Genomic DNA, 23,869 nt, shown 5'->3' on the forward strand with positions numbered 1-23,869 from the left:
TTTCGCGGTGAGGATGCAATGATTATCTATTTACACGGTTTTGACTCCAACAGTCCCGGTAACCATGAAAAAGTGCTGCAGCTTCAGTTTATCGATCCGGACGTGCGGCTTATCAGCTACAGCACGCGGCACCCGAAGCATGACATGCAACACCTGCTCAAAGAGGTGGACAAAATGCTGCAGCTAACCGATGACGAACGTCCGCTGATTTGCGGCGTGGGGTTGGGCGGCTACTGGGCTGAACGTATCGGTTTTCTGTGTGATATCCGCCAGGTCGTCTTTAATCCAAACCTCTTCCCGCAGGAGAACATGGAAGGAAAAATCGACCGCCCGGAGGAGTACGAGGATATCGCCACCAAATGCGTGCAGAATTTCCGTGAGAAAAACCGCGATCGCTGCCTGGTTATCCTGTCGCGTAACGATGAGGCGCTGAACAGCCAACGCTCGGCCCAGACGCTGCATCATTACTATGAAATCATCTGGGACGATGAGCAGACCCACAAATTTAAAAATATCTCCCCGCATCTTCAGCGTATGAAAGCTTTTAAAACGCTGGGATAACGTTCCGGTAAGCGGGTTAAAAATTTACGGGTCAGCGTTTGCTGGCCCGTTTTGTTTATCTTTCCGGCATTAAAAATTGATGTATATCAATTTTGGTATGACCAATGCACCCTTCATGTTATTCTTTGGTCATATCGACGTAGTCGCTCGTGCAACCTGTTGTTAATTAAAAGTTATTTTTATAACCGTTAGATAACAATTGGTTAATATTTTAAGGGGGTCGCTTTGACTACGCCATTAAGAAAGATTGTCGTTGTAGGCGGTGGTGCCGGTGGACTTGAGCTGGCTACGCAGTTAGGGAAAAAACTGGGCCGCGGCAGGAAAGCTAAAATTACGCTGGTCGATCGCAACCACAGCCATCTCTGGAAACCTCTGCTGCACGAAGTAGCAACCGGTTCCCTCGATGAAGGCGTGGACGCGCTAAGCTACCTGGCGCATGCGCGTAATCATCATTTCCAGTTCCAGCTTGGCTCGGTGATGGATATCAACCGTGAAGCCAAAACTCTGACGCTGGCAGCGCTGCGTGACGAGAAGGGTGAGCTGCTGGTGCCGGAACGTAAGATCCCGTACGACACCCTGGTGATGGCGCTGGGCAGCACCTCTAATGATTTCAACACGCCGGGCGTGAAAGAAAACTGTATTTTCCTCGACAACCCGCATCAGGCGCGTCGTTTCCATTCTGAAATGCTGAATCTGTTCCTGAAGTATTCTTCAGACATGGGCGTTGGCGGAAAAGTTAATATCGCCATCGTTGGCGGCGGCGCAACGGGCGTTGAGCTGTCCGCAGAGCTGCATAACGCGGTAAAACAGCTGCACAGCTATGGCTACAAAGGGCTGACCAACGAAGCGTTAAACGTCACGCTGGTGGAAGCGGGCGAGCGCATTCTGCCTGCGCTGCCGCCGCGTATTTCCATTGCGGCGCATAACGAACTGACCAAGCTCGGCGTGCGGGTGTTAACCCAGACCATGGTTACCTCCGCTGATGCGGGCGGTCTGAATACCAAAGATGGCGAGTATATTGCGGCAGACCTGATGGTCTGGGCCGCGGGCATCAAAGCGCCAGACTTTATGAAGGATATCGGCGGGCTTGAAACCAACCGTATCAATCAGCTGGTAACGGAGCCAACCCTGCAAACCACTCGCGATCCGGATATTTACGCGATTGGCGACTGCGCCTCCTGCGCCCGCCCGGAAGGCGGCTTCGTGCCTCCTCGCGCCCAGGCCGCGCACCAGATGGCTTCGCTTGCGCTGACCAACATCCTTGCGCAGATGAAAGACAAGCCGCTGAAGCCTTATGTTTATAAGGATCACGGCTCGCTGGTCTCCCTGTCGCGATTCTCCACCGTTGGCAGCCTGATGGGGAACCTGATGCGCGGCTCAATGATGGTAGAAGGGCGCATGGCTCGCTTTGTCTATATCTCTTTGTACCGCATGCACCAGGTTGCGCTGCACGGCTATTTCAAGACCGGCCTGATGATGCTGGTTGGCAGCATCAACCGCGTAATACGACCGCGCCTGAAGCTGCACTGATTTACTCACCTCTCCAGAACCCGGCCCCTGGCCGGGTTTATTCCGCTGACAAAATCCGCTGATGTTAAAGATTACTTTGCCAGCACTTAAAGACGGAACTGGTTTACCGCAACGGCAAGCTCACTTGCCCGCTCGGTAAGGGCCGTTGAAGCAGTGGTTGATTCCTCTACCAGCGCGGCGTTCTGCTGCACCATGGTATCCAGTTGTGCAGTCGCCGCGTTTATCTCAGCGATGCCTTTCATTTGTTCGTCCGCCGCCTGGCTAATCTCCGACATGACGGAGGTAAGCGAGGAGACGCTGCTGACGATTTCCTCTATCGCCTTGCCGGTGTGGTGCACCTGTTTCGCACCCGACGAGACGCTGGACACCGTAGTGTTAATCAACAGCCTGATCTCCTTAGCGGCCTCTGCGCTACGGCCTGCCAGATTCCGCACCTCGTTTGCGACGACGGCAAAACCTCTGCCCTGTTCACCCGCTCGTGCGGCTTCCACCGAGGCGTTGAGCGCCAGTATATTAGTCTGAAATGCGATGCCGTCGATCACGCCGATAATATTAGATATTTTCTCAGAGGCCGCTTCGATATTGCTCATGGTCTGAATCACCTCGTGTATGGATTCTCCGCCGCGTCGCGCAACCTGAGCGGCTGACAGTACCGATGTGTTCGCCTCGCGTGATGAGCTGGCAAATAGCTCCACGGTGGAAGAAATCTGCTCAAGCGCCGCGGAGGTTTGCTGCACACTTGCGGCCGCTGATTCCGTGCGGGCGGAAAGATCGAGATTCCCGGCGGCAATTTCTGCCGATCCAGCATGTACCGATCCGCTGCTGTTGCGAATCGATTTCATCACCCCAGCGAGATTATCCAGAAAGTGGTTAAACTCGTTGGCAATCTGTGCCACCTCGTCCTTACCGTTAACGGCGAGTCGATGGGTCAGATTTTTCTGTGCAATGGCGTCTTTCATCGCTTCACGCACGCGAATCAATGGGTCGATACTGCGTCTTGTAATCACCGTAACAATAGAGGCAGCAAGCGCCATCAGCACAAACAGCGAGAAGAGTGAAGTCCATAGCAACGAGCGTATGTTGGCGGTGGCTTCTGCTTTATCCATAGCGATGACAATAAACCACGATGTGTCCTTCAGCGGCATCGCCATCATAAAAGTCGGACGCCCTGAAATATCAACCAGAACAGGCAATTTAGATTGCAGTAATTTGGGAAGATCAAGCGCTGGCGCGATGTCGGAAATTGGTTTGAGCGTCAAAGCTGCGTCGGGGTGGCCGATAATCGTACCATCAGCATCCATTAGCATGCCAAAACTGTCCGGCGTCGGACGGATTGCGCGTACGCTGTCGATTACCTCAGCAATATCGACATCCCCTCCTACGACGCCCAGCAGTTGCCCGTTATCAATGCGCGGTGCCGCTACGGTGACAACCAGTTTGTTCGTAATAACATCCACGTAGGGGTTGGTTATCATTAATTTTTTTACCTGTGAGGCCTGGATATACCACGATCTTGACGTTGGATCGTACCCTTCCGGTATCCCGGCCTGGTCGGAGGCAATCATCCTTTTATCCGCATAGCCAATATAGGTGTTTATAAAGTTGCCGGAGGCGGAAGTGTGCAATAACAGAGGAACAGGATCGGCATCCGTCACGTGCGGCTTGAGAGAGTTAATCTGCGCGGCTTTGTTTTCGATCCACTGATTCACCGCTGCGGTATGGCTTGCCGTCAGCGAAGTGAGCGCGCTGTTGATAGATGCGGTGTTAGCCGAATAGGTAATAGAGTAATTGATAAAGGTATTTACTGATAAAGCGCCGACCACAATTAACATAGTGGCGACTAAAAGTCTGGTGCGAATAGAATTAAACATGCTGTCCCATCTAATCAATTTACATTGTAATATTTATAAACGGTTAGAAGGGAAATAACTTTAATAATTTACAAAGGATAAATATAAATATTTTACCAGACGCCTTTAGTCTTGCTGAAAATTTTATACGCAAAGCTTTGGGTAAATATTAAATATTTATTTACTCTCCATCAGGTCTTTTAATAGATCTCGAATTGTGATTTAAATGTTTGAAAAGTATCACAGATTGTGGGAGGTGGCAAGCCCGCTCTCCTTTGCGGCGTGATGCTGGAAAAATGAGGATTACACGCCGAAAATTGTAGCATTTCAGAAGGGGAATTGTTGCGAATATGTTTATTTATTACGTTGCGCAAGAGAGCCAATACGCTCATATTTGGCCTGCAGAATGACGGAAGATAATAATTTATATTCGACGCCTGTGCCCAGTTATTAATAATTAACAGTGCCCGCTTATATTCTGCCTCGTCCGGTCCCATATGGCTTTTATGCTTATTATCCGGGAGATATATTTATTTTTCACTGGATAATGGCTAAATCCGTAGTCATCAATCATTTTGTCTATTTCATACCTCTGGCTCCTGGAAGCGCTTGTCAGCCGATTTTGTATGAGTGCCTTAAAGCCTGCGCCGGTTCGTGGCTCTGGATACCCTCGGCAATGCGTTATAAACGCTTAGGAGTTCTCTTAAACCTGTTGATTTAAAGATTGAATCCGCACTTTTCATCCGTTGTCTGATTTGTCACTGGTCGTAATTGGTTGCAAAATTGCCGGTAATTACACAGTCAGGAGGGTGTCCTGTGAATAAATCAATGTTAGCGGGTATAGGTATTGGCGTGGCCGCAGCACTTGGTGTTGCTGCGGTCGCAGGTATGAACGTATTTGATCGCGGCCCTCAGTACGCCCAGGTGGTGTCTGCGACGCCAATCAAGGAAACGGTAAAAACGCCGCGCAAAGAGTGCCGCAACGTGGCCGTAACCCATCGTGCTCCGGTACAGGATGAAAACCGCATCCTGGGCTCGGCTCTTGGTGCGGTTGCAGGCGGCGTCATCGGCCATCAGTTCGGCGGCGGACGCGGTAAAGACGTTGCCACCGTAGTTGGCGCGCTGGGCGGCGGTTACGCCGGTAATCAGGTGCAGGGCACCATGCAGGATCGCGATACCTACACCACGACGCAGCAGCGCTGTAAAACGGTGTACGACAAATCAGAAAAAATGCTTGGCTACGATGTGACCTACCGCATTGGCGATCAGCAAGGGAAAATCCGTATGGATAAAGATCCCGGCACGCAGATCCCGCTGGACGGCAACGGCCAGCTGGTGCTCAATAAGATCTAATTATCCGACGTGCGGCGGGTCAGCGACCCGCCTGCGCTTTTAATGCTGCCCGCGTAACCTCTGTTGTATTTCCAGCAAGGCCTTAACTTCTGTTATGCGACGGCGAGTCAGGGCGGGGATCTCCTCTGGCCTGCTCACAAACATTCGCTGAGCCCCCAAAACCACTTCCCCTAAACATCTGTCATATAGCGGCCCGGAAACTTTAAGCCGGCGGCTGCCGCTGGCATTGAGCATTTCCGCCACCTCATCAGCGCCGCGACGGTCAACGTTTACGATGCGGCCATCGTGCAGATAGATTTTCATGCCTTTTTGTCCGCCAGCGGGACCAGCATATTTATTAAGAGTGAGGGTGAATGGAATATCGCTCATCGTTCCGCGCAGCACGGCGTCGCCTTCCGCAGTCGTGAAGTCACCTGGCCGGATAGCATTTCCCAGGCGATCGCTGGCGTGGACCAGTTCGATAGCTAAATTGTCGTTGCCGCCCAGCTGATGCACGGTTTCGCGCATCATCGCCAGCACATGCGTACCAATGTCGACAATAACGCCATCGGGATGGCGCAGCCGCCGGGTATCCGCATCGCCCGTCGCAAAATTCAGCGCCACAGGCTCGCCTGCCTCGTTAAAACCGCTTGGCTCCAGTAAAAAACCTTCAATGCGTTCGATTTCATCAATGCTGTTTATAAACCGCGCGGCGTCGGTGCGAACCATCCAATGATCCAGCGCCAGAACGCGTGATGCGATAGCGGGATCGTTCAGCCATGCACCTAAAGTCGTTAATTGCTCGAGCGTTGCGGCAACGGGTTTCTCCACCACGATTTGCGCGGCCTTGCTTTTCAGCACCGCCTCAAGCACGGGCAGATGAAGTAGCGATGGGGTAGTGATAAAGACGATATCTAAGGGTAGCGCCAGCAAGGCGGCAAGCGATCCGCAGCGCGTCATTCCTTCTGGCTGACGAGCCGGATCGGGATCGAAGCCGTAGCACTGAACTTCAGCAGAAGAAAAACGGGAAACCGCGGGAAGATAAGCGGTTTCCACCACGGCGCCGGTGCCAATTAATCCAACCAACATATGAGTACCCTGCGATAAATAATACAAATAGGAGTGACCTGTCTTTTAAAGCAGTATTGAAGATGGATCGAGCCCCAATATGTATGCAGCGGTAAATATGCGGGCCAGCGCCTGCGAAAACTTAACCTTTCTTAAGTTCAGGCCACAGACGGAGCGTGGTCTTCACAATGCTCAGCAAATTTTCATAGCTGGCGTTTTCACGCGAACTGACCGACATGCCCTGAATAATGCAGCACAGGTATCTGGCGAGCGCCCGGGCATCGCTGCCGGGAGGCATTTCACCTTTCTGCTGTCTTTGCGTCAGGAAACGCACCAGCGTCTCTTCCTGCCTGGCGTGGCGAGCTTTGATAGTGGCGGCGATATCGTCAGAGGAGGCCGCCAGCACCGATGAAGTGCAGATGAAAAAGCAGCCCGAGGGGGTCTCTTTGTCGGTAAAGCGCTTCGCCACCGTAAAAAGATAGTTCTCCAGCGCCTGCTCAAGCGTACGATCTTCGCAGAACAGGCATGCTTCATCTTTTTCTGCAAAGCGGGCGATATAACGATCGAGCACGGCGCGGAATAAACCCTCTTTATTGGTGAATTCTGCATAGAGCGTTGGCGCTTTCGCGCCCGTCGCCTCTACCAGATGCGCCATAGAGGTTGCCTCATAGCCGTGTTGCCAGAACAGCGTCATGGCCTTGTCGAGTGCTGCTTCCCTGTCGAACACCTTTGGACGGCCACGGCTTTTTTTGATGGCGTTTGCGTCAGTAGACATGTTTGCCGTTTAACCTTTGTCTGTTTAGTGAGCGATCATTATAAAAACTATCGCTCCCGGTAGCCAGCAGCATCTGTAGAAAAATAATTTTTTCATATGCTAATGAAAAATAATGCTTTTCTAAATTAATTAACGATCGCTATAAAATATTATTGACGTGTGATGCAGATCACCTTTATGATTTATGTATCGATCGTTAACTAATTAAGTTAACGGCATCTGAACACCTGCTGAAGGCCTCTATCATGAAAAACGTAAAAACTCTTATCGCAGCCGTAATGCTTAGTTCCGTCTCATTCGCAAGCCTTGCGGCTGTCGAAGTCCAGGCGACGCCGGCTGACCAACAAAAAGTCGGCACCATCAGCGCAAACGCCGGGACTAACCTGGGCTCGCTGGAAGACCAGCTGGCGGCAAAAGCTGATGCCATGGGCGCTAAATCGTTCCGCATCACTTCCGTAACCGGTCCGAACACCCTGCACGGCACCGCTGTTATCTACAAATAACAGCACGGGCGTAACCCTCAACGCGCCTGAACCTTCTGTGCCATGCCATAAAAAAGGCCTTGTCGAAAGACAAGGCCTTTAAAATATCTCCCCGCAGGGTCGTAAGATTTTCAGTCATTCAGCTGTGAAAATAACGCCGGGCCTGCCAGCGTTAACGCAGCGCCCTGGCGATCGCGCTGTACATCAGCGAGGCTTCCAGCGGCTGTGCGCTAAATGACGGCTCTGCCTGCGGCCAGGTCGACCACTGTACGATCACCAAATTTTCCGCCTGGTTTACCATAATCATCTGACCATAGATCCCCAGCGCCCAGAGCGAGTTTTTCAGGGCTCCTTTCGGGCCAGGCTCAACGTTTGTCGCATTGGCCGGCACTTCGTTATTCCACCACTGATAGCCATAAATCCCCTTCGGATGCGCCGCAGAGGTCGATCCTGTCGCCTGAGTCCAGCTTGCTGACCGGGCAACCCAGCCGTCCGGCAGGATCTGTTTGCCGTTCGGTAGCACGCCATCGTGGAGAATAAATTCACCGAAGCGTCCCCAGTCTTCCAGCGTGGCGTTAAAACCATGCGCGCCCACATTGTGCCGGCCTTTGCTGTAGGCATGCCATACGCCGTCGCTCGCCATGCCGTACGGCTGCCAGATGCTTTTCTCCAGATACGCTGCCAGCGTCATGCCGGTGGCGCGTTCAAGCACGTCGCCCAGCAGCCATGCGCCGCCGGAGGAATAGGACCAGTTTTGTCCGGCCGGATGCTGGCGGTGTAAACCTGAAACCAGCTTGCGTACGCAGTCATAAGCGCCAGGCTTAGCTTCACATTCGGTGAGCTGCGCAAAGTCCGAATTCGGGTTAGCGTAATCCTCATTCCACGCAACGCCGGAGGTATGTGTAATCAGCTGCTTCAGGGTTACGCCATCCCACGCGGTGCCTTTCAGTTCGGGTTCGTATCGCGTAATAAGATCGTCGAGCGAGTGAATTTTACCCTCTTTAATAGCCACGCCTGTCAGAGCTGAAACCACGGATTTCCCCACCGAGCGCGATGTCCACAAGGTGGAGTCGGTATTGCCTTCAGCCAGATATTTCCAGGCGATTTTGCCGTCTTTCAGGACCAGCATTCCGCTGACGTTCTGGCGCTTCAGGTAATCCTGCAGATTATACGTCTTGCCATTGACCTGATAGCTGGCGTCAGTCAGGGGTTTCTTCGCGGCAGCCAGCGGCGTGGTCTTGCCGTGGTGGAAGACATCGCCCGCATAGTTACGGTAGTCGTTACGAAAGCCGATAACGCGGTCGGTCTGGCTCCAGGTCAGCATCTTATGCGTGTCCGGGAGTTGTGTATCAAAGGGAGCAGGGCAGGCGCTCAGCCCGGTGTCTGCACAGGCTGCCTGCGCGACGGGCGATAACAGGCCGCTACAAAGGCTAAGGATGACGCCTGCCAGCAGGCTGCGGTTAACTGCTTTGGTTTTCATATTTTTTCTCGTATGGATTAGGAGCAGGTGCAGTTTAAATAAGCGCTGCCTATAATAAAAAACGCGTTATGGGGGAATTTCCCCCAAAATTCTGTGGAGAGCGGTGTGTCAACGTTGATTTATTCTTTTGCCCAGCTTGAAGCGTTCACCGCCGTGGTGGAGTATGGGAGCCTGGCGAAAGCGGCGGTAAAGCTGAGAAAGGATCGCACGACGCTGCGCGATCTGATCGATTTTCTCGAAAACGGGCTGGGCTATGCGCTATTCCTGCGTGAAGGCCGTACCTTACGCCTGACGCCGGAAGGCGAGCAGCTTCAGCGTCAGGCCCATCTGCTGATGCGTCAGGTGAAAGCCTTTGAGGCGTTTGCCAGAGAGATGCCAAAGAGCGCCACGCGGGAAATTTCGCTCGTCTACGATCCTTTCACCCCCAGAGCCTTTCTGCAGGCGTTAACTGGCGTCATGGTGAAGCGAAACATACGTCTGAGCCTGGTCAGCGCATCGCGTGATGAAGCGGAAAAGAGGCTGGCGAGCGGGCAGGCGGATCTGGGCATCTGTCAGGCGCGCAACCGCAGCCTGGGGAATGAAATGGAGTGGCGTGCTTTAGGGGCGATAGATATGGATTTCTACGCTTCTGCAGCGCTTTTTTCAGCCGCCACGCAGCCGCTGTCGCTGCTCGAACTCTCTCTTGTCCCGCAGATTGTTATGCACTCTGCTTCTGATGAACCCGTTGCGCGGCGCCTGCAAATTTCCGGGCATACTGTTTTTACCAACGAGCTGGAAATGCTGCGTAGCCTGCTTGAGCAAGCGTGTGGCTGGGGATTTTTGCCTACGCATATTAATGCGACGCGGTGGAAAAGCGTGACGAAGCTGCGCACGGAGGTGGGCAGCCAGGGAATTAGTCAGACGATGGTGACTATCTGGCAGCCCGGCTGCGATAAACGGGTACTGATTGACGACGCGCTGGCGTTGTTACCGGAACTGTGGCGAAACGCGGTCGTTAAAAATGCTTGATAGACAGACGGCAGCTATGACAGTCAGACCTGCCCGACACCATCGCCTGGCTGCGCTAAGAGCGATTGAACCTGCATCGTTTGCAGCGCTGTTTCGATATGTTTCGCCAGCGGCTTACGCTGAAGGCTATAGCCACCAGGGTCGCGGCCGCAGCCGCCCACAGGCTTACTCGCACCGCCAAATCCTCCTGCATCACGTTTTTCAGCGCGGATTGAGCCGTCGCCGATAAAATCACCCCCACCAAAGCCGTGCCCAGGCACTGCCCGAAGGTCCGCATTATCGCCAGCACGCCTGATGCATATCCGCTGTGCTCACGGGCGACGTTTGCCAGCATTTCACGATTGTTCGGGCTCTGAAAACAGCCAAAACCAATGCCGCACAGCAGGCTGCGCGCGCCGATATCCCACTCCTGCGCGTGTTCAGGAAGCTGCGCCAGCAAAACCAGCCCGCAGGCAAAGATGCACAGCCCGACGGTTGAGATGATTGCCGGCGGATAGCGATCGGCCAGCCGGCCCGCGTGCGGCGCGACGAGCACTATTCCCGCCGGCCAGGGCAGAAACAGCAGCGCTGCGGCGAAGGCGCTGTACCCGTAAACGCTCTGGAACAGGAAGGGCAGCGCCACGAAGGTCATTCCCTGGCTGACAAAGGAGGCCAACGAGGTTAACGCCGCCAGAGAAAACCTTGCAGAGCGGAATATTTCCAGCGGCATAAGGGGGCTTGCGGCACGACGCTGGCGCCAGATAAACAACCCGCCGGCGATAAGCGCGGTGAGCCCGTAAGCAAGGGCTGTTGTCAGCGTCGAAGATGCGGTTTCCCGGCCGCCCGGCTGAGAAAACGCGCTGGCGGCGAGAATTAATCCCCCCAGCATGACGGCCGATAAGATGGCCCCCGCATAATCAAAGGACGCATTCACTGCGGCAGGCCTGCCGGGAATGGTCCGCAGGGCGAGCGCCATGGCGATAAGGCCCAGGGGAATGTTGATGGCAAACAGCCATTGCCAGCTTAAAGCAGACAGCATCGTGCCGCCCAGAATCGGCGCCACGGCGGTGCTTGTGGCAATCAGCAAAGCATTTAAACCCAGCACGCGTCCCAGCAGGCGGCCGGGAAAAACCGTGCGCAGAATAGCTGGCGCGATGCTCAGCGTCGCCGCTCCCCCGATCCCCTGCAACAGGCGCATGCCGATCAACGTTTCAAGGGAAGAGGAGAGGGCGCAGCCCGCAGAGGAGAGCGTAAAGAGGCCCAGCCCGAGCGCAAAAAGCGTGCGAAAGCCCAGCCGGGCGGCGAGCGCGGCGAATATCGCAAGCGTCATCGCCGCGGATAAAAGATAGCCGTTTGAAACCCAGATTGCGGCCGCAGGAGAAACGTTAAGCGAGTGGGCAATCTGCGGCAGGGCGATATTAACCACGGACCCGTCGAAAACGCCCATCGCGGTAACGGTCATGACGGCTGCCATGGCATAGCCCCGTTCACGGCCGGGAAGCCCGTCATCGCCCGGTTTGCTGGAGAATAATTCCATAACGGATGTCCTCAGCCATCGCTCCCGGCGGGAGAAGTTGGCTTACAGTGAGTGAATATAGTCAGTGCGGAGAATATACTCATGCGACAGATAAGGCGGAAGGCGCAGCATCTGCATTTATAAAGTGCATCAGGCGCCATATATAGCGGGAGCCAGGACCGATGACCGAACCCGATTTGAATTTGCTGATCGCGCTTAATGCGCTGCTTGCGCAGCAAAGCGTGGCCGGGGCCGCGCGTCGGCTGGGGTTAAGCGCCTCGGCCATGAGCAGAACGCTCAGCAGGCTGCGCGCCGTTACGGGCGATCCTCTGCTGGTGCGGGCCGGGCGTAATATGGTGCTGACGCCCTACGCCGAAGAAATTCGAGAGCGGACGCAAAACGCCGTGTTTGAGGCGCGTTCGGTACTGCGTCCCCCGTCGTCAGAACTGAATTTATCCACCCTTGAACGCACTTTTACTCTGCGCGCTAATGATGGTTTTGTCGTGGCGCTCGGCGCACCCCTGATCGCCGCGGCTGCTAAGGCAGCGCCGCTGGTGCGCCTGTATTTTGTGCCAAAACCGGAGAAAGCATCGGGCGCTTTGCGTGAGGGCCTGGTGGATCTTGAGATAGGCGTTTTGGGAAATATGGGGCCGGAAATCCGCCTGCAGGCGCTGTTCAGGGATCGGTTTTTAGGCGTGGTCAGAAAAGGACATCCTGTCGAGCAGGCGGCTGAAATAACGGCGAAACTGTATGCCTCTTACGGACACGTTGTCGCCTCTCGCCGCGCGGAAAAGCTCGGCCCCGTAGACGAGGCGCTGGCTGAACTGGGGTTGCAGCGCAATATTGCCGCCCGGGTGCCGAGTTTCCCTGCTGCGCTTGCCGTAGCCCAGGCCTCGGATCTGGTGGCTCTGCTGCCCGCCTCCTTTCTTATCAACCAGCCCGTTGACGAAAAAACAGGCTCTCCGGCGACGCTCCGGTCATTTGAGCTGCCGGTAAAAACGCCGACGATTACCGTTTCGCAAATGTGGCATCCCCGCTCGGAGGTCGATCCGGCTCACCGCTGGCTGCGAAAACTTGTGTTTGGCGTTTGTCGTCAAAAAATGCGGGCGATAAACGGCGAGGAGGGGCCATAAAAAAGCACCGACGACACGCCCGAACGGTGCTTTTTATCAGCAGGCATTCACTCAGATTGCGTCTGTCGTGTGAGCGTTTACCTCGACAGGCATACCGGAGCGGTGCTGCATTGCCCGCTCCATGATCTGCGCATCCGTTTCCGGCGCGGCCTGGAACCGTTTCATCTGGTCGTTAAGCAGGATCGGCAGCACTTTCGGATCGTCATTAATCGACTTCGACAGCGGCTGATGCACCTCCACCAGGCGTCGGCCATCCGGCTCAACGGACGTTTTGATCGGCGTATTGATAATGAGCACCGGCGTGCCCGGCACCAGCGCTTTATAAAGCGCTTTGATATCGTCATCGCGCAGGCGGATACAGCCGGAGCTCACGCGCATGCCGATACCAAAATCAGCGTTGGTTCCGTGCAGCAGATAAACGCCGCCGTAGGCCGCGAGGCGAATCGCATGATGGCCCATCGGGTTATCCGGGCCTGCCGGTACCACGGCGGGCAGCTTGATGCCGTTAGCGAGGTAGCGCGCGCGAATGTTGGCAGTCGGTGTCCAGGTCGGGTTTGCCCGCTTGTCGGAGACGGTCGTTTGCATCGTTGGCGTCATCGTATCCCCGCCCAGCTGGCCAATACCGACAGGATAAACCGTAACGCTGTTTTTACCCGCCGGGTAATAGTAGGCGCGCAGTTCGGCGAGATTCACAACCAGACCTTCACGCGGCGCATCGGGCAATAACATCTGGCGTGGAATGGTTAATACGCTTCCGGCACGCGGTACGTAAGGATCAACGCCCGGATTTGCCTGCAGCAGCGCTAAAAAGCCGACGTTGTACTTTTTGGCGATGGCCTCAAGGGAACCTCCGTCATTAGCCACCGTATGGAAAAGGTTCTGACCAGTCAGCCGGCCGCCGGCAGCGGGGAGGGGATAAGAGTTGGCGTTCGCCGGGAGCGATGCCAGCGCCGCCGTGACAAGCATTAACGATGCCAGCCAGCGTGTGGATATTGAAAAAAGCCGCAAAGCGCGCATAACGCTAAACCCCATTTTTATTAAGGCTATGTTATTAAAGAGTTAATTGGGAATTATGCGGGGAGACAGCGTCGGGAAACCCTGGCTGATTGCAAAGAATGTGTAAAGGTTCCGAAATGAGCCGAGACAAAAGGCCGCGGGTGGGCGGGAAGCTTGCGCCGCCCGCCGCCTGAAAACTAGGCTGCGGTATTCTCCGCAAGCTGGCCCATAAAGCTGCGCACCCAGTCCATCCTTGTTTTACGGTCGCTAAGATCCTGCATAAATTTCAGTCTTGTCGGGCCGTCAAGGCGATAGTGCTGCGGCTGCTTCTGCAGCAGACCAATCAGCCACGCCGGATCGACATGATTTTTCTCGGCAAACTCAATCACGCCGCCTTTTTCATTGCCTTCAATTTTACGCACGCCGAGCTCTCGGGCCTGCTGGCGCAGCGCGGCGATATCCAGCAGGTTGCGGGCGGCATCCGGCAGCAGGCCGTAGCGGTCGATCAGCTCGACTTTCAGCTCGTCCAGCTCGTGTCCGGTTTTGGCGCTGGCGATGCGTTTATAGAACGACAGGCGCGTGTTGACGTCCGGAATAAAATCTTCCGGCAGCAGGGCGGGCATGCGCAGCTCCACTTCCGTCTGGCTGCTGGTTAAATCTTCCAGCGACGGCTCGCGGCCCTCTTTGAGCGCGTCAACGGCGTTTTCCAGCATCTCCATATACAGCGAGAAGCCGATGGTTTCCATCGAGCCGCTCTGGCCTTCGCCCAGCAGCTCGCCCGCGCCGCGGATTTCCAGATCGTGAGTCGCTAAGGCAAAACCAGCCCCCAGATCTTCCAGCGAAGCGATGGCCTCAAGACGTTTTTGCGCATCCGTGGTCATCGCCTTCGGATGCGGCGTCAGCAGCCAGGCGTAGGCCTGATGGTGCGAACGCCCGACGCGGCCGCGCAGCTGGTGCAGCTGGGCAAGCCCGAAGTGGTCCGCGCGTTCGATAATAATGGTGTTCGCCGTCGGGATATCGATACCGGTTTCGATAATGGTGGTGCAGACCAGCACGTTGAAGCGCTGGTGGTGGAAATCGTTCATCACCCGTTCCAGCTCGCGCTCGCGCATCTGGCCGTGGCCGATGGCGACGCGCGCTTCCGGCACTAAAGCCGACAGCCGTTCCGCCGCTTTCTGGATATTTTCCACGTCGTTGTAAAGGTAATAAACCTGCCCGCCACGCAGCACCTCACGCAGAATCGCTTCGCGTACCACCAGCTCATCGTACTGGCGCACAAAGGTTTTAACCGCCAGGCGGCGGGCCGGCGGCGTGGCGATAATCGACAGATCGCGCATACCGCTCATCGCCATGTTCAGCGTGCGTGGAATAGGCGTTGCGGTAAGCGTCAGGATATCCACGTCCGCACGCATCGCCTTAATGCGTTCCTTATGACGCACCCCGAAGCGGTGCTCTTCATCCACGATCAGCAGGCCGAGATCCTTCATCTTCACGTCGTTCTGCAGCAGCTTATGCGTGCCGATGAGAATATCAATTTTGCCTTCCCGGGCCTCTTCGAGAATTTGCGTTTGCTCTTTGGCGCTGCGGAAGCGCGACAGCATCTCCACGCGCACGGGCCAGTTGGCAAAACGGTCCTGGAAGTTATCGAGGTGCTGCTGGGCCAGCAGCGTGGTCGGGACAAGCACCGCAACCTGCTTGTTATTTTCCACCGCCAGGAATGCGGCGCGCATCGCCACCTCGGTTTTGCCGAAGCCAACGTCGCCGCACACCAGCCTGTCCATCGCCAGCGGCTGGCACATATCGCTCAGCACGGCGTTAATCGCCTGGGCCTGATCCGGCGTGGTTTCAAAGGGGAAGCTGTCGCAGAAGAGCTGGTACTGTTCTTTATTGTGCTTAAAGGCGAAGCCTTCTTTCGCGGCTCGCTGGGCATAGATATCCAGCAGTTCAGCCGCAACGTCGCGCACTTTTTCCGCCGCTTTTTGCCGCGCGCGGGACCAGGCGTCGCTGCCGAGCTTATGCAGCGGCGCGCTTTCTTCCGCGCCGCCCGCATAGCGGCTGATCAGATGCAGCGACGAAACGGGGACATAGAGCTTTGCGTCACCGGCGTAGGTTAGCATCAGGTATTCAGCGGTGATGCCGCCCGCTTCCAGCGTGGTTAGGCCTGCGTAACGTCCGACGCCATGTTCCAGGTGCACAACCGGCTGCCCGGCATGCAGCTCCGCCAGGTTACGAATCAGCGTATCCGGGTTGATGGCGCGGCGCTTGTCCTGACGACGGCGGCTGACGCGTTCCCCCAGCAGATCGCTTTCGCAAATCAGCGCGCGATTGCGCAAGGTATCGATAAAGCCGTGCTCGCTGGAGCCAAGCATCAGGTAGCGGCCGCGATCTGCCGCCTCATCCAGGCGATAAATGCGCTTTGGCGCAACTTTTATACGCGAAAGTAATTCGCCCAGCGCCTCGCGGCGACCTTCGCTTTCGACCGAGAAAACGACCGGGCCTTCGAAAGATTCGAGGAATTTGCGTAAGTTATCGAGCGGGGCTTTGTTCTGGGCCTGTACCGCCAGATCGGGCAGGGCGTGATAGCCCAGATTGGTATTCGCGGCTTTCTCGGCAAGTTTTTCGGTTTTGAGCTGGATGCGCGGCCAGGTTTTCAGCTCGCTGAACAGCTCATCCACGCGTAGCCACAGGCTTTCCGGCGGCAGGAGCGGGCGCATCGGGTCCACGCCCCGGTTTTCAAAACGCGCGGTGGCGTCCTGCCAGAAACGCTCTGCGCTGCTTTCCAGCTCGCCGGTATTCACCACCAGCGTATTTTTCGGGAAGTAGCTGAACAGCGGCGGCAGCGGCTCGCTAAAAAACAGCGGCTGCCAGTATTCGATCCCGGCGGGCAGCGTGCCTTTGCTCACCTGCTGGTAGATATGCTCTGCTTCGCGCTTTACGTCGAACCTGTCGCGCCACTGGCTGCGGAACAGCTCAATAGCCGCTTTATCCGTCGGGAATTCATGCGCGGGCAGTAAATTGATCGCTTCCACCTCTTCGAGCGTGCGCTGGGTATCCACGTCAAACAGGCGCAGGCTGTCGATTTCATCATCAAAAAAGTCAATACGGTACGGCTGACTGCTGCCCATTGGATACAGATCGAGCAGCGCGCCACGCGTGGCAAACTCACCGTGCTCCATCACCTGATCCACGCTGCGATAACCGGCCTGTTCAAGCTGGCTGCGTAAATTATCGCGTGAAAGCTGCTGGCCCTTTTTCATCACCAGCGCGTGGCCGTGCAGGTAGCTGTGCGGGCATACGCGCTGCATCAGGGTATTGACCGGCATAATCAGCACGCCGCGTTTCATGGTCGGCAGTTGATAAAGCGTGGACAGGCGCGAGGAGATAATTTCCTGATGCGGCGAGAAACTGTCGTACGGCAGCGTTTCCCAGTCGGCGAGATTCATCACCAGACTTTCGGTGAACTGGCTTATCTCATCGTGCAGGCGCAGGGCATTTTGCATATCGGGCGCAACCAACACCACCGGGCCGCCGTGACGTTCAACAATCTCGGCCACCTCTGTTGCGCAGGCAGAGCCGGTAAGCTCACCGAGGTGGCGTTGATCGTCGGCTTTAACAGGTAAGGAATAGCGATAATGTTCAGGCATAGCGGAATCGGGATCTCTCAGGTTGCACCTTGTAAATCGGTCCATGAACTTCAGTTAGTTATTATTATCCGCGATCGCTTTACATAAGCAACCCAATCAATTGTCCCACCAGGCGATCCGACGAGCGGCCTGGCGAAACGTCATGCGCAATAAACTAGCTGGACGAGGCGGCAGGCTCCAGTTTTGCCGGAGGCGAGAAGAACATATCGCCAAATAACCTGGCCGACAGCTTTCTGAATCCCAGCCCTGTCAGGGTGCAGATAGCGAGGCTTGCGAACGGGTAAACCAGCAAAATCGCCAGCACGACCTGGCCGGAGAGCCGGCCCTGGTTAATCTGCGCTATCGTCAGCAGGCTCAGCGCCTCAATGACGATGCGGTGCGTGGTATAGATAGCGATGGTATTCGAACCCACCACGTTGAGAAACGCCTCCGGGCGGCTTTCGCGCCAGTTATCCAGCGTATAAAAAACCTTCATAATGACGAAGATCGAGACCACGGAGATAACCACCGGCACGTTAACCAGATACAGCGCGAGCGAGCCGATACCCGTCAGGCCACAAATCAGCGGATGCTGACGGAAGCTAAAATCTTTCATCCAGGCCAGCAGCTGCGGGCCAAACCAGGCCCCAAGGCCGTAATAGCACATGTTGCGCACCACGCTGTTCATTCCCCACCACGGCAGCGGCATAAAACTCACCACCACGTTGATACCGATGAGGGCTATCAGCACCGGCACCTTAAACGCCCGCAGCATTTTAAAGACCAGGAAGTAGACCACCAGCGCGTAGAGGTACCACAGACTGGTACTGGCTTTCGCCATGCTGGTGACAAACTGCATAAAGGTTGCAGAGTAGGCCGCATTAGATGCCGGATTACGCGCCAAATCGGGCGCGACCCATTGATTGATAAGCGTAATCCCCAGCCACTGCAGAACGCCCCACAGCGCCAGCACGTAGAAAATATTCCAGATGCGCTTATCAATACACGCCTGCCATTTCACCTGCTCGATATAACGGTGAATCAGATAGCCGGAGATGAAAAAGAACACCGGCATACGGAAAGGGGCGAGATATAAATTCAGATATATCCAGCTTTTGGCGACATATTCCGGCAGGCCCGGCGGCAATGCCGCGATGTGCGGATAAAATGTGATCACCGAGTGATAAATCACCACCAGGCAGATGCACAGCCCTTTAATGTGGTTAATCCAGAGTTGTTTGTTTTTCATGCCAGGGGTAATGTCCCTTATTAAGAAATCTGAGGCCTGAAAGGGTGAAGAAGGGGCGGAGGCTTTTTAATTTGATTAATCTGTTTCTGCCGCGTGCGGCGATAATTTCGGATATATCGTAACTTTATAATTAGTTATGCCCGTCAGACACGCTTCGTTTATACTTCTCGCCAACTTCGCTTAAGCTAACTGCAACAAGACGGACTTCATGTATCAACCTGTCGCGTTATTTATAGGCCTGCGCTACATGCGTGGGCGAGCATCGGACCGCTTCGGTCGCTTTGTCTCCTGGCTGTCCACCATCGGGATTACGCTTGGCGTAATGGCGCTGGTGACGGTGCTGTCCGTGATGAACGGCTTCGAGCGCGAGCTCACCAACAACATCCTCGGCCTGATGCCCCAGGCGATGGTTACCTCGACCGCCGGCTCAATCAATCCTGAAAAACTTCCCGCCGCCAGCCTTAAGCTGCAGGGCGTTACGCGTATTGCGCCGGTCACTACCGGTGATGTGGTGCTGCAAAGCGCCCACAGCGTAGCCGTTGGCGTGATGCTCGGCGTTCAGCCAGAAGAAAAAGATCCGCTGTCGCCTTATCTGGTGAACGTTAAACAAACCGATCTGCAGGCGGGTAAATACAACGTTATTCTTGGCGAGCAGCTTGCCGGCCAGCTTGGCATCAAGCGCGGCGACAGCATTCGCATCATGGTGCCGTCCGCCAGCCAGTTCACGCCGATGGGGCGCCTGCCCAGCCAGCGCCTGTTTACCGTTATCGGTACGTTTGCGGCTAACAGCGAAGTGGATGGCTACCAGATGCTGGTCAACCAGCAGGATGCTTCGCGCCTGATGCGCTACCCGCTGGGCAATATTACCGGCTGGCGGCTGTGGCTTGCCGAGCCGCTGCAGGTCGACGAGCTGAGCCAACAAAAGCTGCCGCAGGGCACGGAATGGAAAGACTGGCGCGAGCGCAAGGGCGAGCTGTTCCAGGCCGTGCGTATGGAAAAAAACATGATGGGCCTGCTGTTAAGCCTGATTGTCGCGGTCGCCGCGTTTAACATTATTACTTCGCTGGGCCTGCTGGTGATGGAGAAGCAGGGCGAAGTCGCCATTCTGCAGACCCAGGGCCTGACGCGCCGCCAGATAATGGCGGTATTTATGGTGCAGGGGGCCAGCGCCGGGGTAATTGGCGCGCTGCTCGGCGCGCTGCTCGGCGCCCTTCTGGCAAGCCAGCTTAATAATTTGATGCCGGTTATCGGCGCGCTGCTGGATGGCGCCACGCTGCCCGTCGCCATCGAACCTGTACAGGTCATTGTGATTGCGATTGTCGCCATGGCTGTTGCCCTGTTATCCACGCTTTATCCTTCGTGGCGCGCTGCCGCGACTCTTCCCGCTGAGGCTTTACGTTATGAGTAATTCTGTCCTGTTGCAGTGTGACAACCTGTGCAAACGCTACCAGGAAGGCAAGGTGCAAACGGATGTGCTGCACGATGTCAGCTTCAGCATCAACGCGGGTGAGTTAATGGCGATTGTCGGCAGCTCCGGCTCCGGCAAAAGTACCCTGCTGCACCTGCTTGGCGGTCTGGATAGCCCAACCTCCGGCGATGTGATTTTCAACGGCCAGCCGATGAGTTCGCTCTCTTCGTCGGCTAAAGCGGAGCTGCGCAATCGCGAGCTGGGCTTTATCTACCAGTTCCACCATTTGCTGCCGGATTTCACGGCGATGGAAAACGTCGCCATGCCGCTGCTGATCGGCAAAAAGAATACCGATGAAGCAAAACAGCGCGCGCTGGACATGCTTAAAGCCGTGGGGCTTGCCCACCGCAGCAATCACCGTCCTTCCGAGCTTTCCGGCGGTGAGCGTCAGCGCGTGGCGATTGCCCGCGCGCTGGTCAATAATCCGCGGCTGGTGCTGGCGGATGAGCCAACCGGCAACCTGGACGCCCGCAATGCGGACAGCATCTTTGAACTGCTCGGCGAGCTGAACGTCCGCCAGGGCACCGCCTTCCTGGTGGTGACGCACGATCTGCAGCTGGCTAAGCGTATGTCGCGCCAGCTGGAAATGCGTGACGGCCGCCTGACGCACGAAATGACCCTGATGGGGGCCGATTGATGGCCTCGCCGCTCTCACTCTTAATCGGCCTGCGTTTTAGCCGCGGGCGCCGCCGCAGCGGCATGGTTTCGCTGATTTCCGTTATCTCGACGATCGGTATCGCTTTAGGCGTGGCGGTGTTAATCGTCGGCCTGAGCGCGATGAACGGCTTCGAACGCGAACTGAATAACCGTATCCTCGCGGTTGTGCCGCACGGCGAAATCGAACCCGTTAATCAGCCGTTTCATGACTGGAACGGCGTGCTGCAGCGCGTTGAGAAGGTAAAAGGGATTGCCGCCGCCGCGCCGTACATCAACTTTACCGGCCTGGTGGAAAACGGAGCAAACCTGCGCGCCATTCAGGTCAAAGGGGTCGATCCGGCCCAGGAAACGCGTCTGAGCGCGCTGCCGCAGTATGTGCAGAACGACGCCTGGCAGGATTTTAAAGCGGGCCAGCAGCAAATCATTATAGGTAAAGGCGTTGCGGACGCGCTGAAGGTGAAGCAGGGCGACTGGATTTCCATCATGATCCCCAACAACGACGGCGGCACCCGGCTTCTGCAGCCGAAACGCGTTCGCCTGCACGTGATCGGTATTTTAGCGCTTAGCGGCCAGCTCGATCATAGCTTTGCGATGGTGCCGATGCATGACGCCCAGGATTATCTGGCTATGGGTGACAGTGTCACGGGTATCGCCATCAAGGTGAACGACGTGTTTAACGCCAACAAGCTGGTGCGCGACGCGGGCGAGGTCACCAACTCTTATGTGTATATCAAGAGCTGGATCGGCACCTACGGCTACATGTACCGCGACATCCAGATGATCCGCGCCATCATGTATCTGGCGATGGTGCTGGTTATCGGCGTCGCCTGTTTTAACATCGTTTCCACGCTGGTGATGGCCGTGAAGGATAAGAGCAGCGATATTGCCGTGCTGCGTACGCTCGGGGCCAAAGACGGCCTGATTCGTGCAATCTTTGTCTGGTACGGGCTGCTGGCGGGCCTGTTTGGCAGCGTGAGCGGAGTGATTGTCGGCGTGCTGGCCTCCTGGCAGCTGACCAATATCATTAACGCTATTCAAAAGCTGATCGGGCATCGCTTCTTGTCAGGCGATATCTACTTTATTGATTTTCTGCCGTCGGAGCTGCACTGGCTCGATGTCTTCTGGGTGCTGATTACCGCGCTGCTGCTGAGCCTGCTCGCCAGCTGGTATCCGGCAAGACGCGCCAGTAATATCGATCCGGCACGCGTACTGAGCGGGCAATAATGCAATAAATTTTTAACTAATAATTCGCGCCGCAGCCAGCACCCTGCAGCGCGAAGAGTGACGGGATAAAGGGGAGCAGCAATGTATTACGGATTCGACATTGGCGGCACAAAAATGGCGCTTGGCGTCTATGACAGGGAACGTCGGCTGCAATGGGAAACGCGTGTTCCCACCCCGCACGGCAGCTACGAAAAGTTTTTAGCGGCTATCGACTCTCTGGTGAAGGAGGCCGATAGCCGTTTTGGTATCAAGGGCTCCGTGGGCATCGGCATCCCCGGCATGCCGGTAACAGATGACGGCACGCTTTACGCCGCAAACGTGCCTGCAGCAAACGGCAAGCCGTTAAAAGCCGATCTCACGGCGCTGCTGCAACGCGAAGTGCGGCTTGATAACGATGCCAACTGCTTTGCGCTCTCTGAAGCCTGGGACGATGAATTCCGCCATTACCCGGTTGTCATGGGGCTCATCCTCGGTACCGGCGTGGGCGGCGGGATTATTGTCAACGGCAAATCCATCACCGGGCGCAACTACATTACCGGCGAGTTCGGCCATACTCGCCTGCCGGTGGACGCGCTTAACGTGCTGGGGCGCGATATTCCTCTCACGCGCTGCGGCTGCGGCCAGCACGGCTGTATCGAAAACTATCTTTCCGGGCGCGGATTTGCATGGTTGTACCAACACTTCTACTCTGAATCTCTCGAATCAAAAGAGATCGTCACCCGCTATTATGCCGGCGATGATAAAGCGGTCGCGCACGTCGATCGCTTCCTTGAGCTGCTGGCCGTCTGTCTGGGCAGCCTGCTTACCGCGGTGGATGCGCATCTGGTGGTGATTGGCGGCGGGCTGTCGAATTTTTCTGAGATTTATCAGCAGCTGCCGGCACGTTTGCCAGACTATTTATTGCCGGTCGCCAAAGTGCCGCGTATTGAACCTGCGCGCCATGGCGATGCCGGAGGCATGCGCGGTGCTGCGCTCCTCCATCTCACGGAGTAAAATATGCTATCGCGACGTCAACACCGGCTGAGCCGGTTTCGCAAAAATAAACGTCTGCTGCGCCAGCGTTTGCGCCAGCGTGTTTTTTTCAGAGATATACCTGGACCCGAAGCGATGGAAAAACCAAGAGTAGTGGTACTGACAGGCGCCGGGATCTCCGCTGAATCGGGGATCCGAACCTTTCGCGCAACGGATGGCCTGTGGGAAGAGCACCGCGTGGAGGATGTCGCCACGCCGGAAGGATTCGCCCGCGATCCCGATCTGGTGCAGGCGTTTTATAACGCCCGCCGCCGGCAGCTTCAGCAGGCTGAAATCGAGCCTAACGCCGCTCACCTGGCGTTAGCGAGGCTCGAAGAGGAGCTGGGCGACCATTTCCTGCTGGTGACGCAAAATATCGATAACCTGCACGAGCGCGCGGGCAATAAAAATATCATCCATATGCACGGCGAGCTGCTGAAGGTGCGCTGCGCCAGCAGCGGACAGGTGCTGGAGTGGACGGGCGACATCACGCGTGAAGATCGCTGCCACTGCTGCCAGCTTTCCGCGCCGCTGCGTCCGCACGTCGTCTGGTTCGGCGAAATGCCGCTGGGCATGGATGATATCTACCAGGCGCTGGCGACGGCGGATTACTTCATCGCCATCGGCACCTCGGGCCACGTTTACCCGGCGGCAGGCTTTGTGCACGAGGCTAAGCTACAGGGCGCGCATACCGTGGAGCTGAACCTTGAGCCAAGCCAGGTCGGCAGCGAATTTGAAGAGAAGCATTACGGGATGGCAAGCGAAGTGGTGCCGGAGTACGTAGAGCGGCTGTTGAAGGGGCTGTGCAAATAAAGCGGATGGCGCAGGCTTATCCGCCCTACAAACTCCTGTAGGAAAGATAACCGCAGCGCCAGCCACGCTTTATCTTCCCTTCAGATATTTACAACATCTGCCTTTGCGCCTACC

Annotated in this window: 19 protein-coding genes; 11 read left to right on the forward strand and 8 right to left on the reverse strand. The window is 56.0% G+C overall.

Annotated elements, in window-relative coordinates; genetic code table 11:
* Positions 1-18 precede the first annotated feature (18 nt).
* Complete coding sequence (ycfP, locus tag WLO31_RS07755; RefSeq protein WP_435929891.1) at positions 19-561, forward strand: alpha/beta hydrolase YcfP; 543 nt, start codon at positions 19-21, stop codon at positions 559-561.
* A 225-nt stretch (positions 562-786) separates the two neighbouring features.
* Positions 787-2,091, forward strand: coding sequence for an NAD(P)/FAD-dependent oxidoreductase (locus WLO31_RS07760; protein ID WP_435929892.1), 1,305 nt, complete (start codon positions 787-789; stop codon positions 2,089-2,091).
* 86 nt (positions 2,092-2,177) lie between these two features.
* Here the strand turns inward: WLO31_RS07760 and WLO31_RS07765 are convergent, their stop codons facing one another.
* Positions 2,178-3,962 (reverse strand): methyl-accepting chemotaxis protein, encoded by a 1,785-nt coding sequence (locus WLO31_RS07765; protein WP_435929893.1) that lies wholly within the window; start codon positions 3,960-3,962, stop codon positions 2,178-2,180.
* Between the two features lie 795 nt (positions 3,963-4,757).
* Here WLO31_RS07765 and WLO31_RS07770 point away from each other — a divergent pair.
* Entirely contained in the window at positions 4,758-5,294 is a 537-nt protein-coding gene (locus tag WLO31_RS07770; protein ID WP_435929894.1) for a glycine zipper 2TM domain-containing protein, read from the forward strand.
* A 39-nt stretch (positions 5,295-5,333) separates the two neighbouring features.
* On the opposite strand, the gene WLO31_RS07775 is transcribed toward WLO31_RS07770, so the two are convergent.
* Both WLO31_RS07775 and WLO31_RS07780 read right to left on the reverse strand, forming a co-directional pair.
* A complete protein-coding gene (locus tag WLO31_RS07775; protein WP_435929895.1) occupies positions 5,334-6,362 on the reverse strand; it encodes a Gfo/Idh/MocA family oxidoreductase in 1,029 nt (342 codons plus the stop codon).
* Between the two features lie 121 nt (positions 6,363-6,483).
* On the reverse strand, positions 6,484-7,116 hold the full coding sequence (locus tag WLO31_RS07780) for a TetR/AcrR family transcriptional regulator (RefSeq protein WP_435929896.1): 633 nt from the start codon (positions 7,114-7,116) through the stop codon (positions 6,484-6,486).
* 245 nt (positions 7,117-7,361) lie between these two features.
* On the opposite strand from WLO31_RS07780, the gene bhsA reads away from it, so the two are divergent.
* The gene (gene bhsA / locus WLO31_RS07785) at positions 7,362-7,619 is read left to right on the forward strand and encodes a multiple stress resistance protein BhsA (RefSeq protein ID WP_435929897.1); all 258 of its coding nucleotides are present in this window, start codon (positions 7,362-7,364) and stop codon (positions 7,617-7,619) included.
* 151 nt (positions 7,620-7,770) lie between these two features.
* Here the strand turns inward: bhsA and WLO31_RS07790 are convergent, their stop codons facing one another.
* Positions 7,771-9,078 carry a serine hydrolase domain-containing protein gene (locus WLO31_RS07790; protein WP_435929898.1) on the reverse strand — a complete coding sequence of 436 codons (1,308 nt, stop codon included), beginning with the start codon at positions 9,076-9,078 and terminating at the stop codon, positions 7,771-7,773.
* Between the two features lie 105 nt (positions 9,079-9,183).
* Here WLO31_RS07790 and WLO31_RS07795 point away from each other — a divergent pair, with 105 nt between their 5' ends.
* Positions 9,184-10,086 (forward strand): LysR family transcriptional regulator, encoded by a 903-nt coding sequence (locus WLO31_RS07795; protein WP_435929899.1) that lies wholly within the window; start codon positions 9,184-9,186, stop codon positions 10,084-10,086.
* Between the two features lie 55 nt (positions 10,087-10,141).
* Here WLO31_RS07795 and WLO31_RS07800 read toward each other — a convergent pair whose 3' ends face one another.
* On the reverse strand, positions 10,142-11,602 hold the full coding sequence (locus WLO31_RS07800) for an MFS transporter (RefSeq protein ID WP_435929900.1): 1,461 nt from the start codon (positions 11,600-11,602) through the stop codon (positions 10,142-10,144).
* A 161-nt stretch (positions 11,603-11,763) separates the two neighbouring features.
* On the opposite strand from WLO31_RS07800, the gene WLO31_RS07805 reads away from it, so the two are divergent.
* Entirely contained in the window at positions 11,764-12,714 is a 951-nt protein-coding gene (locus WLO31_RS07805; protein WP_435929901.1) for a LysR family transcriptional regulator, read from the forward strand.
* Between the two features lie 51 nt (positions 12,715-12,765).
* On the opposite strand, the gene ldtC is transcribed toward WLO31_RS07805, so the two are convergent.
* The 3 genes from ldtC to WLO31_RS07820 all read right to left on the reverse strand — a co-directional run bounded on the left by ldtC (position 12,766) and on the right by WLO31_RS07820 (position 18,582).
* Entirely contained in the window at positions 12,766-13,731 is a 966-nt protein-coding gene (gene ldtC, locus WLO31_RS07810) for a L,D-transpeptidase LdtC (RefSeq protein ID WP_435929902.1), read from the reverse strand.
* 176 nt (positions 13,732-13,907) lie between these two features.
* Complete coding sequence (gene mfd, locus WLO31_RS07815) at positions 13,908-17,354, reverse strand: transcription-repair coupling factor (RefSeq protein WP_435929903.1); 3,447 nt, start codon at positions 17,352-17,354, stop codon at positions 13,908-13,910.
* 154 nt (positions 17,355-17,508) lie between these two features.
* Positions 17,509-18,582 carry an acyltransferase family protein gene (locus tag WLO31_RS07820; protein ID WP_435929904.1) on the reverse strand — a complete coding sequence of 358 codons (1,074 nt, stop codon included), beginning with the start codon at positions 18,580-18,582 and terminating at the stop codon, positions 17,509-17,511.
* Positions 18,583-18,790: 208 nt separating this feature from the next.
* On the opposite strand from WLO31_RS07820, the gene lolC reads away from it, so the two are divergent.
* The 5 genes from lolC to cobB all read left to right on the forward strand — a co-directional run bounded on the left by lolC (position 18,791) and on the right by cobB (position 23,755).
* Positions 18,791-19,990, forward strand: coding sequence for a lipoprotein-releasing ABC transporter permease subunit LolC (gene lolC / locus WLO31_RS07825; RefSeq protein WP_435929905.1), 1,200 nt, complete (start codon positions 18,791-18,793; stop codon positions 19,988-19,990).
* Positions 19,983-20,687, forward strand: a complete 705-nt coding sequence (gene lolD, locus WLO31_RS07830; protein WP_435929906.1) for a lipoprotein-releasing ABC transporter ATP-binding protein LolD — start codon at positions 19,983-19,985, stop codon at positions 20,685-20,687. The genes lolC and lolD overlap by 8 nt, the downstream gene beginning before the upstream one ends.
* Positions 20,687-21,931, forward strand: a complete 1,245-nt coding sequence (gene lolE, locus WLO31_RS07835; protein ID WP_435929907.1) for a lipoprotein-releasing ABC transporter permease subunit LolE — start codon at positions 20,687-20,689, stop codon at positions 21,929-21,931. The genes lolD and lolE overlap by 1 nt, the downstream gene beginning before the upstream one ends.
* A gap of 81 nt (positions 21,932-22,012) precedes the next feature.
* Positions 22,013-22,924, forward strand: a complete 912-nt coding sequence (nagK, locus tag WLO31_RS07840; RefSeq protein WP_435929908.1) for an N-acetylglucosamine kinase — start codon at positions 22,013-22,015, stop codon at positions 22,922-22,924.
* 3 nt (positions 22,925-22,927) lie between these two features.
* Positions 22,928-23,755: a Sir2 family NAD+-dependent deacetylase gene (gene cobB, locus WLO31_RS07845; protein ID WP_435929909.1), complete on the forward strand. Its 828-nt coding sequence runs from the start codon at positions 22,928-22,930 to the stop codon at positions 23,753-23,755.
* Positions 23,756-23,869: the final 114 nt, after the last annotated feature.

It is taken from the genome of Dryocola sharpae, from assembly GCF_051307055.1.
Taxonomy (GTDB): domain Bacteria; phylum Pseudomonadota; class Gammaproteobacteria; order Enterobacterales; family Enterobacteriaceae; genus Dryocola.

Bases quoted from the DNA above. Each gene is read 5' to 3' on its own strand.
- ycfP (WP_435929891.1), top strand. From the start codon at position 19: ATGATTATCTATTTACACGGTTTTGACTCCAACAGTCCCGGTAACCAT.
- WLO31_RS07765 (WP_435929893.1), bottom strand. From the start codon at position 3,962: ATGTTTAATTCTATTCGCACCAGACTTTTAGTCGCCACTATGTTAATT.
- WLO31_RS07775 (WP_435929895.1), bottom strand. From the start codon at position 6,362: ATGTTGGTTGGATTAATTGGCACCGGCGCCGTGGTGGAAACCGCTTAT.
- WLO31_RS07780 (WP_435929896.1), bottom strand. From the start codon at position 7,116: ATGTCTACTGACGCAAACGCCATCAAAAAAAGCCGTGGCCGTCCAAAG.
- bhsA (WP_435929897.1), top strand. From the start codon at position 7,362: ATGAAAAACGTAAAAACTCTTATCGCAGCCGTAATGCTTAGTTCCGTC.
- WLO31_RS07790 (WP_435929898.1), bottom strand. From the start codon at position 9,078: ATGAAAACCAAAGCAGTTAACCGCAGCCTGCTGGCAGGCGTCATCCTT.
- WLO31_RS07800 (WP_435929900.1), bottom strand. From the start codon at position 11,602: ATGGAATTATTCTCCAGCAAACCGGGCGATGACGGGCTTCCCGGCCGT.
- WLO31_RS07805 (WP_435929901.1), top strand. From the start codon at position 11,764: ATGACCGAACCCGATTTGAATTTGCTGATCGCGCTTAATGCGCTGCTT.
- ldtC (WP_435929902.1), bottom strand. From the start codon at position 13,731: ATGCGCGCTTTGCGGCTTTTTTCAATATCCACACGCTGGCTGGCATCG.
- mfd (WP_435929903.1), bottom strand. From the start codon at position 17,354: ATGCCTGAACATTATCGCTATTCCTTACCTGTTAAAGCCGACGATCAA.
- WLO31_RS07820 (WP_435929904.1), bottom strand. From the start codon at position 18,582: ATGAAAAACAAACAACTCTGGATTAACCACATTAAAGGGCTGTGCATC.
- lolC (WP_435929905.1), top strand. From the start codon at position 18,791: ATGTATCAACCTGTCGCGTTATTTATAGGCCTGCGCTACATGCGTGGG.
- lolD (WP_435929906.1), top strand. From the start codon at position 19,983: ATGAGTAATTCTGTCCTGTTGCAGTGTGACAACCTGTGCAAACGCTAC.
- lolE (WP_435929907.1), top strand. From the start codon at position 20,687: ATGGCCTCGCCGCTCTCACTCTTAATCGGCCTGCGTTTTAGCCGCGGG.
- nagK (WP_435929908.1), top strand. From the start codon at position 22,013: ATGTATTACGGATTCGACATTGGCGGCACAAAAATGGCGCTTGGCGTC.
- cobB (WP_435929909.1), top strand. From the start codon at position 22,928: ATGCTATCGCGACGTCAACACCGGCTGAGCCGGTTTCGCAAAAATAAA.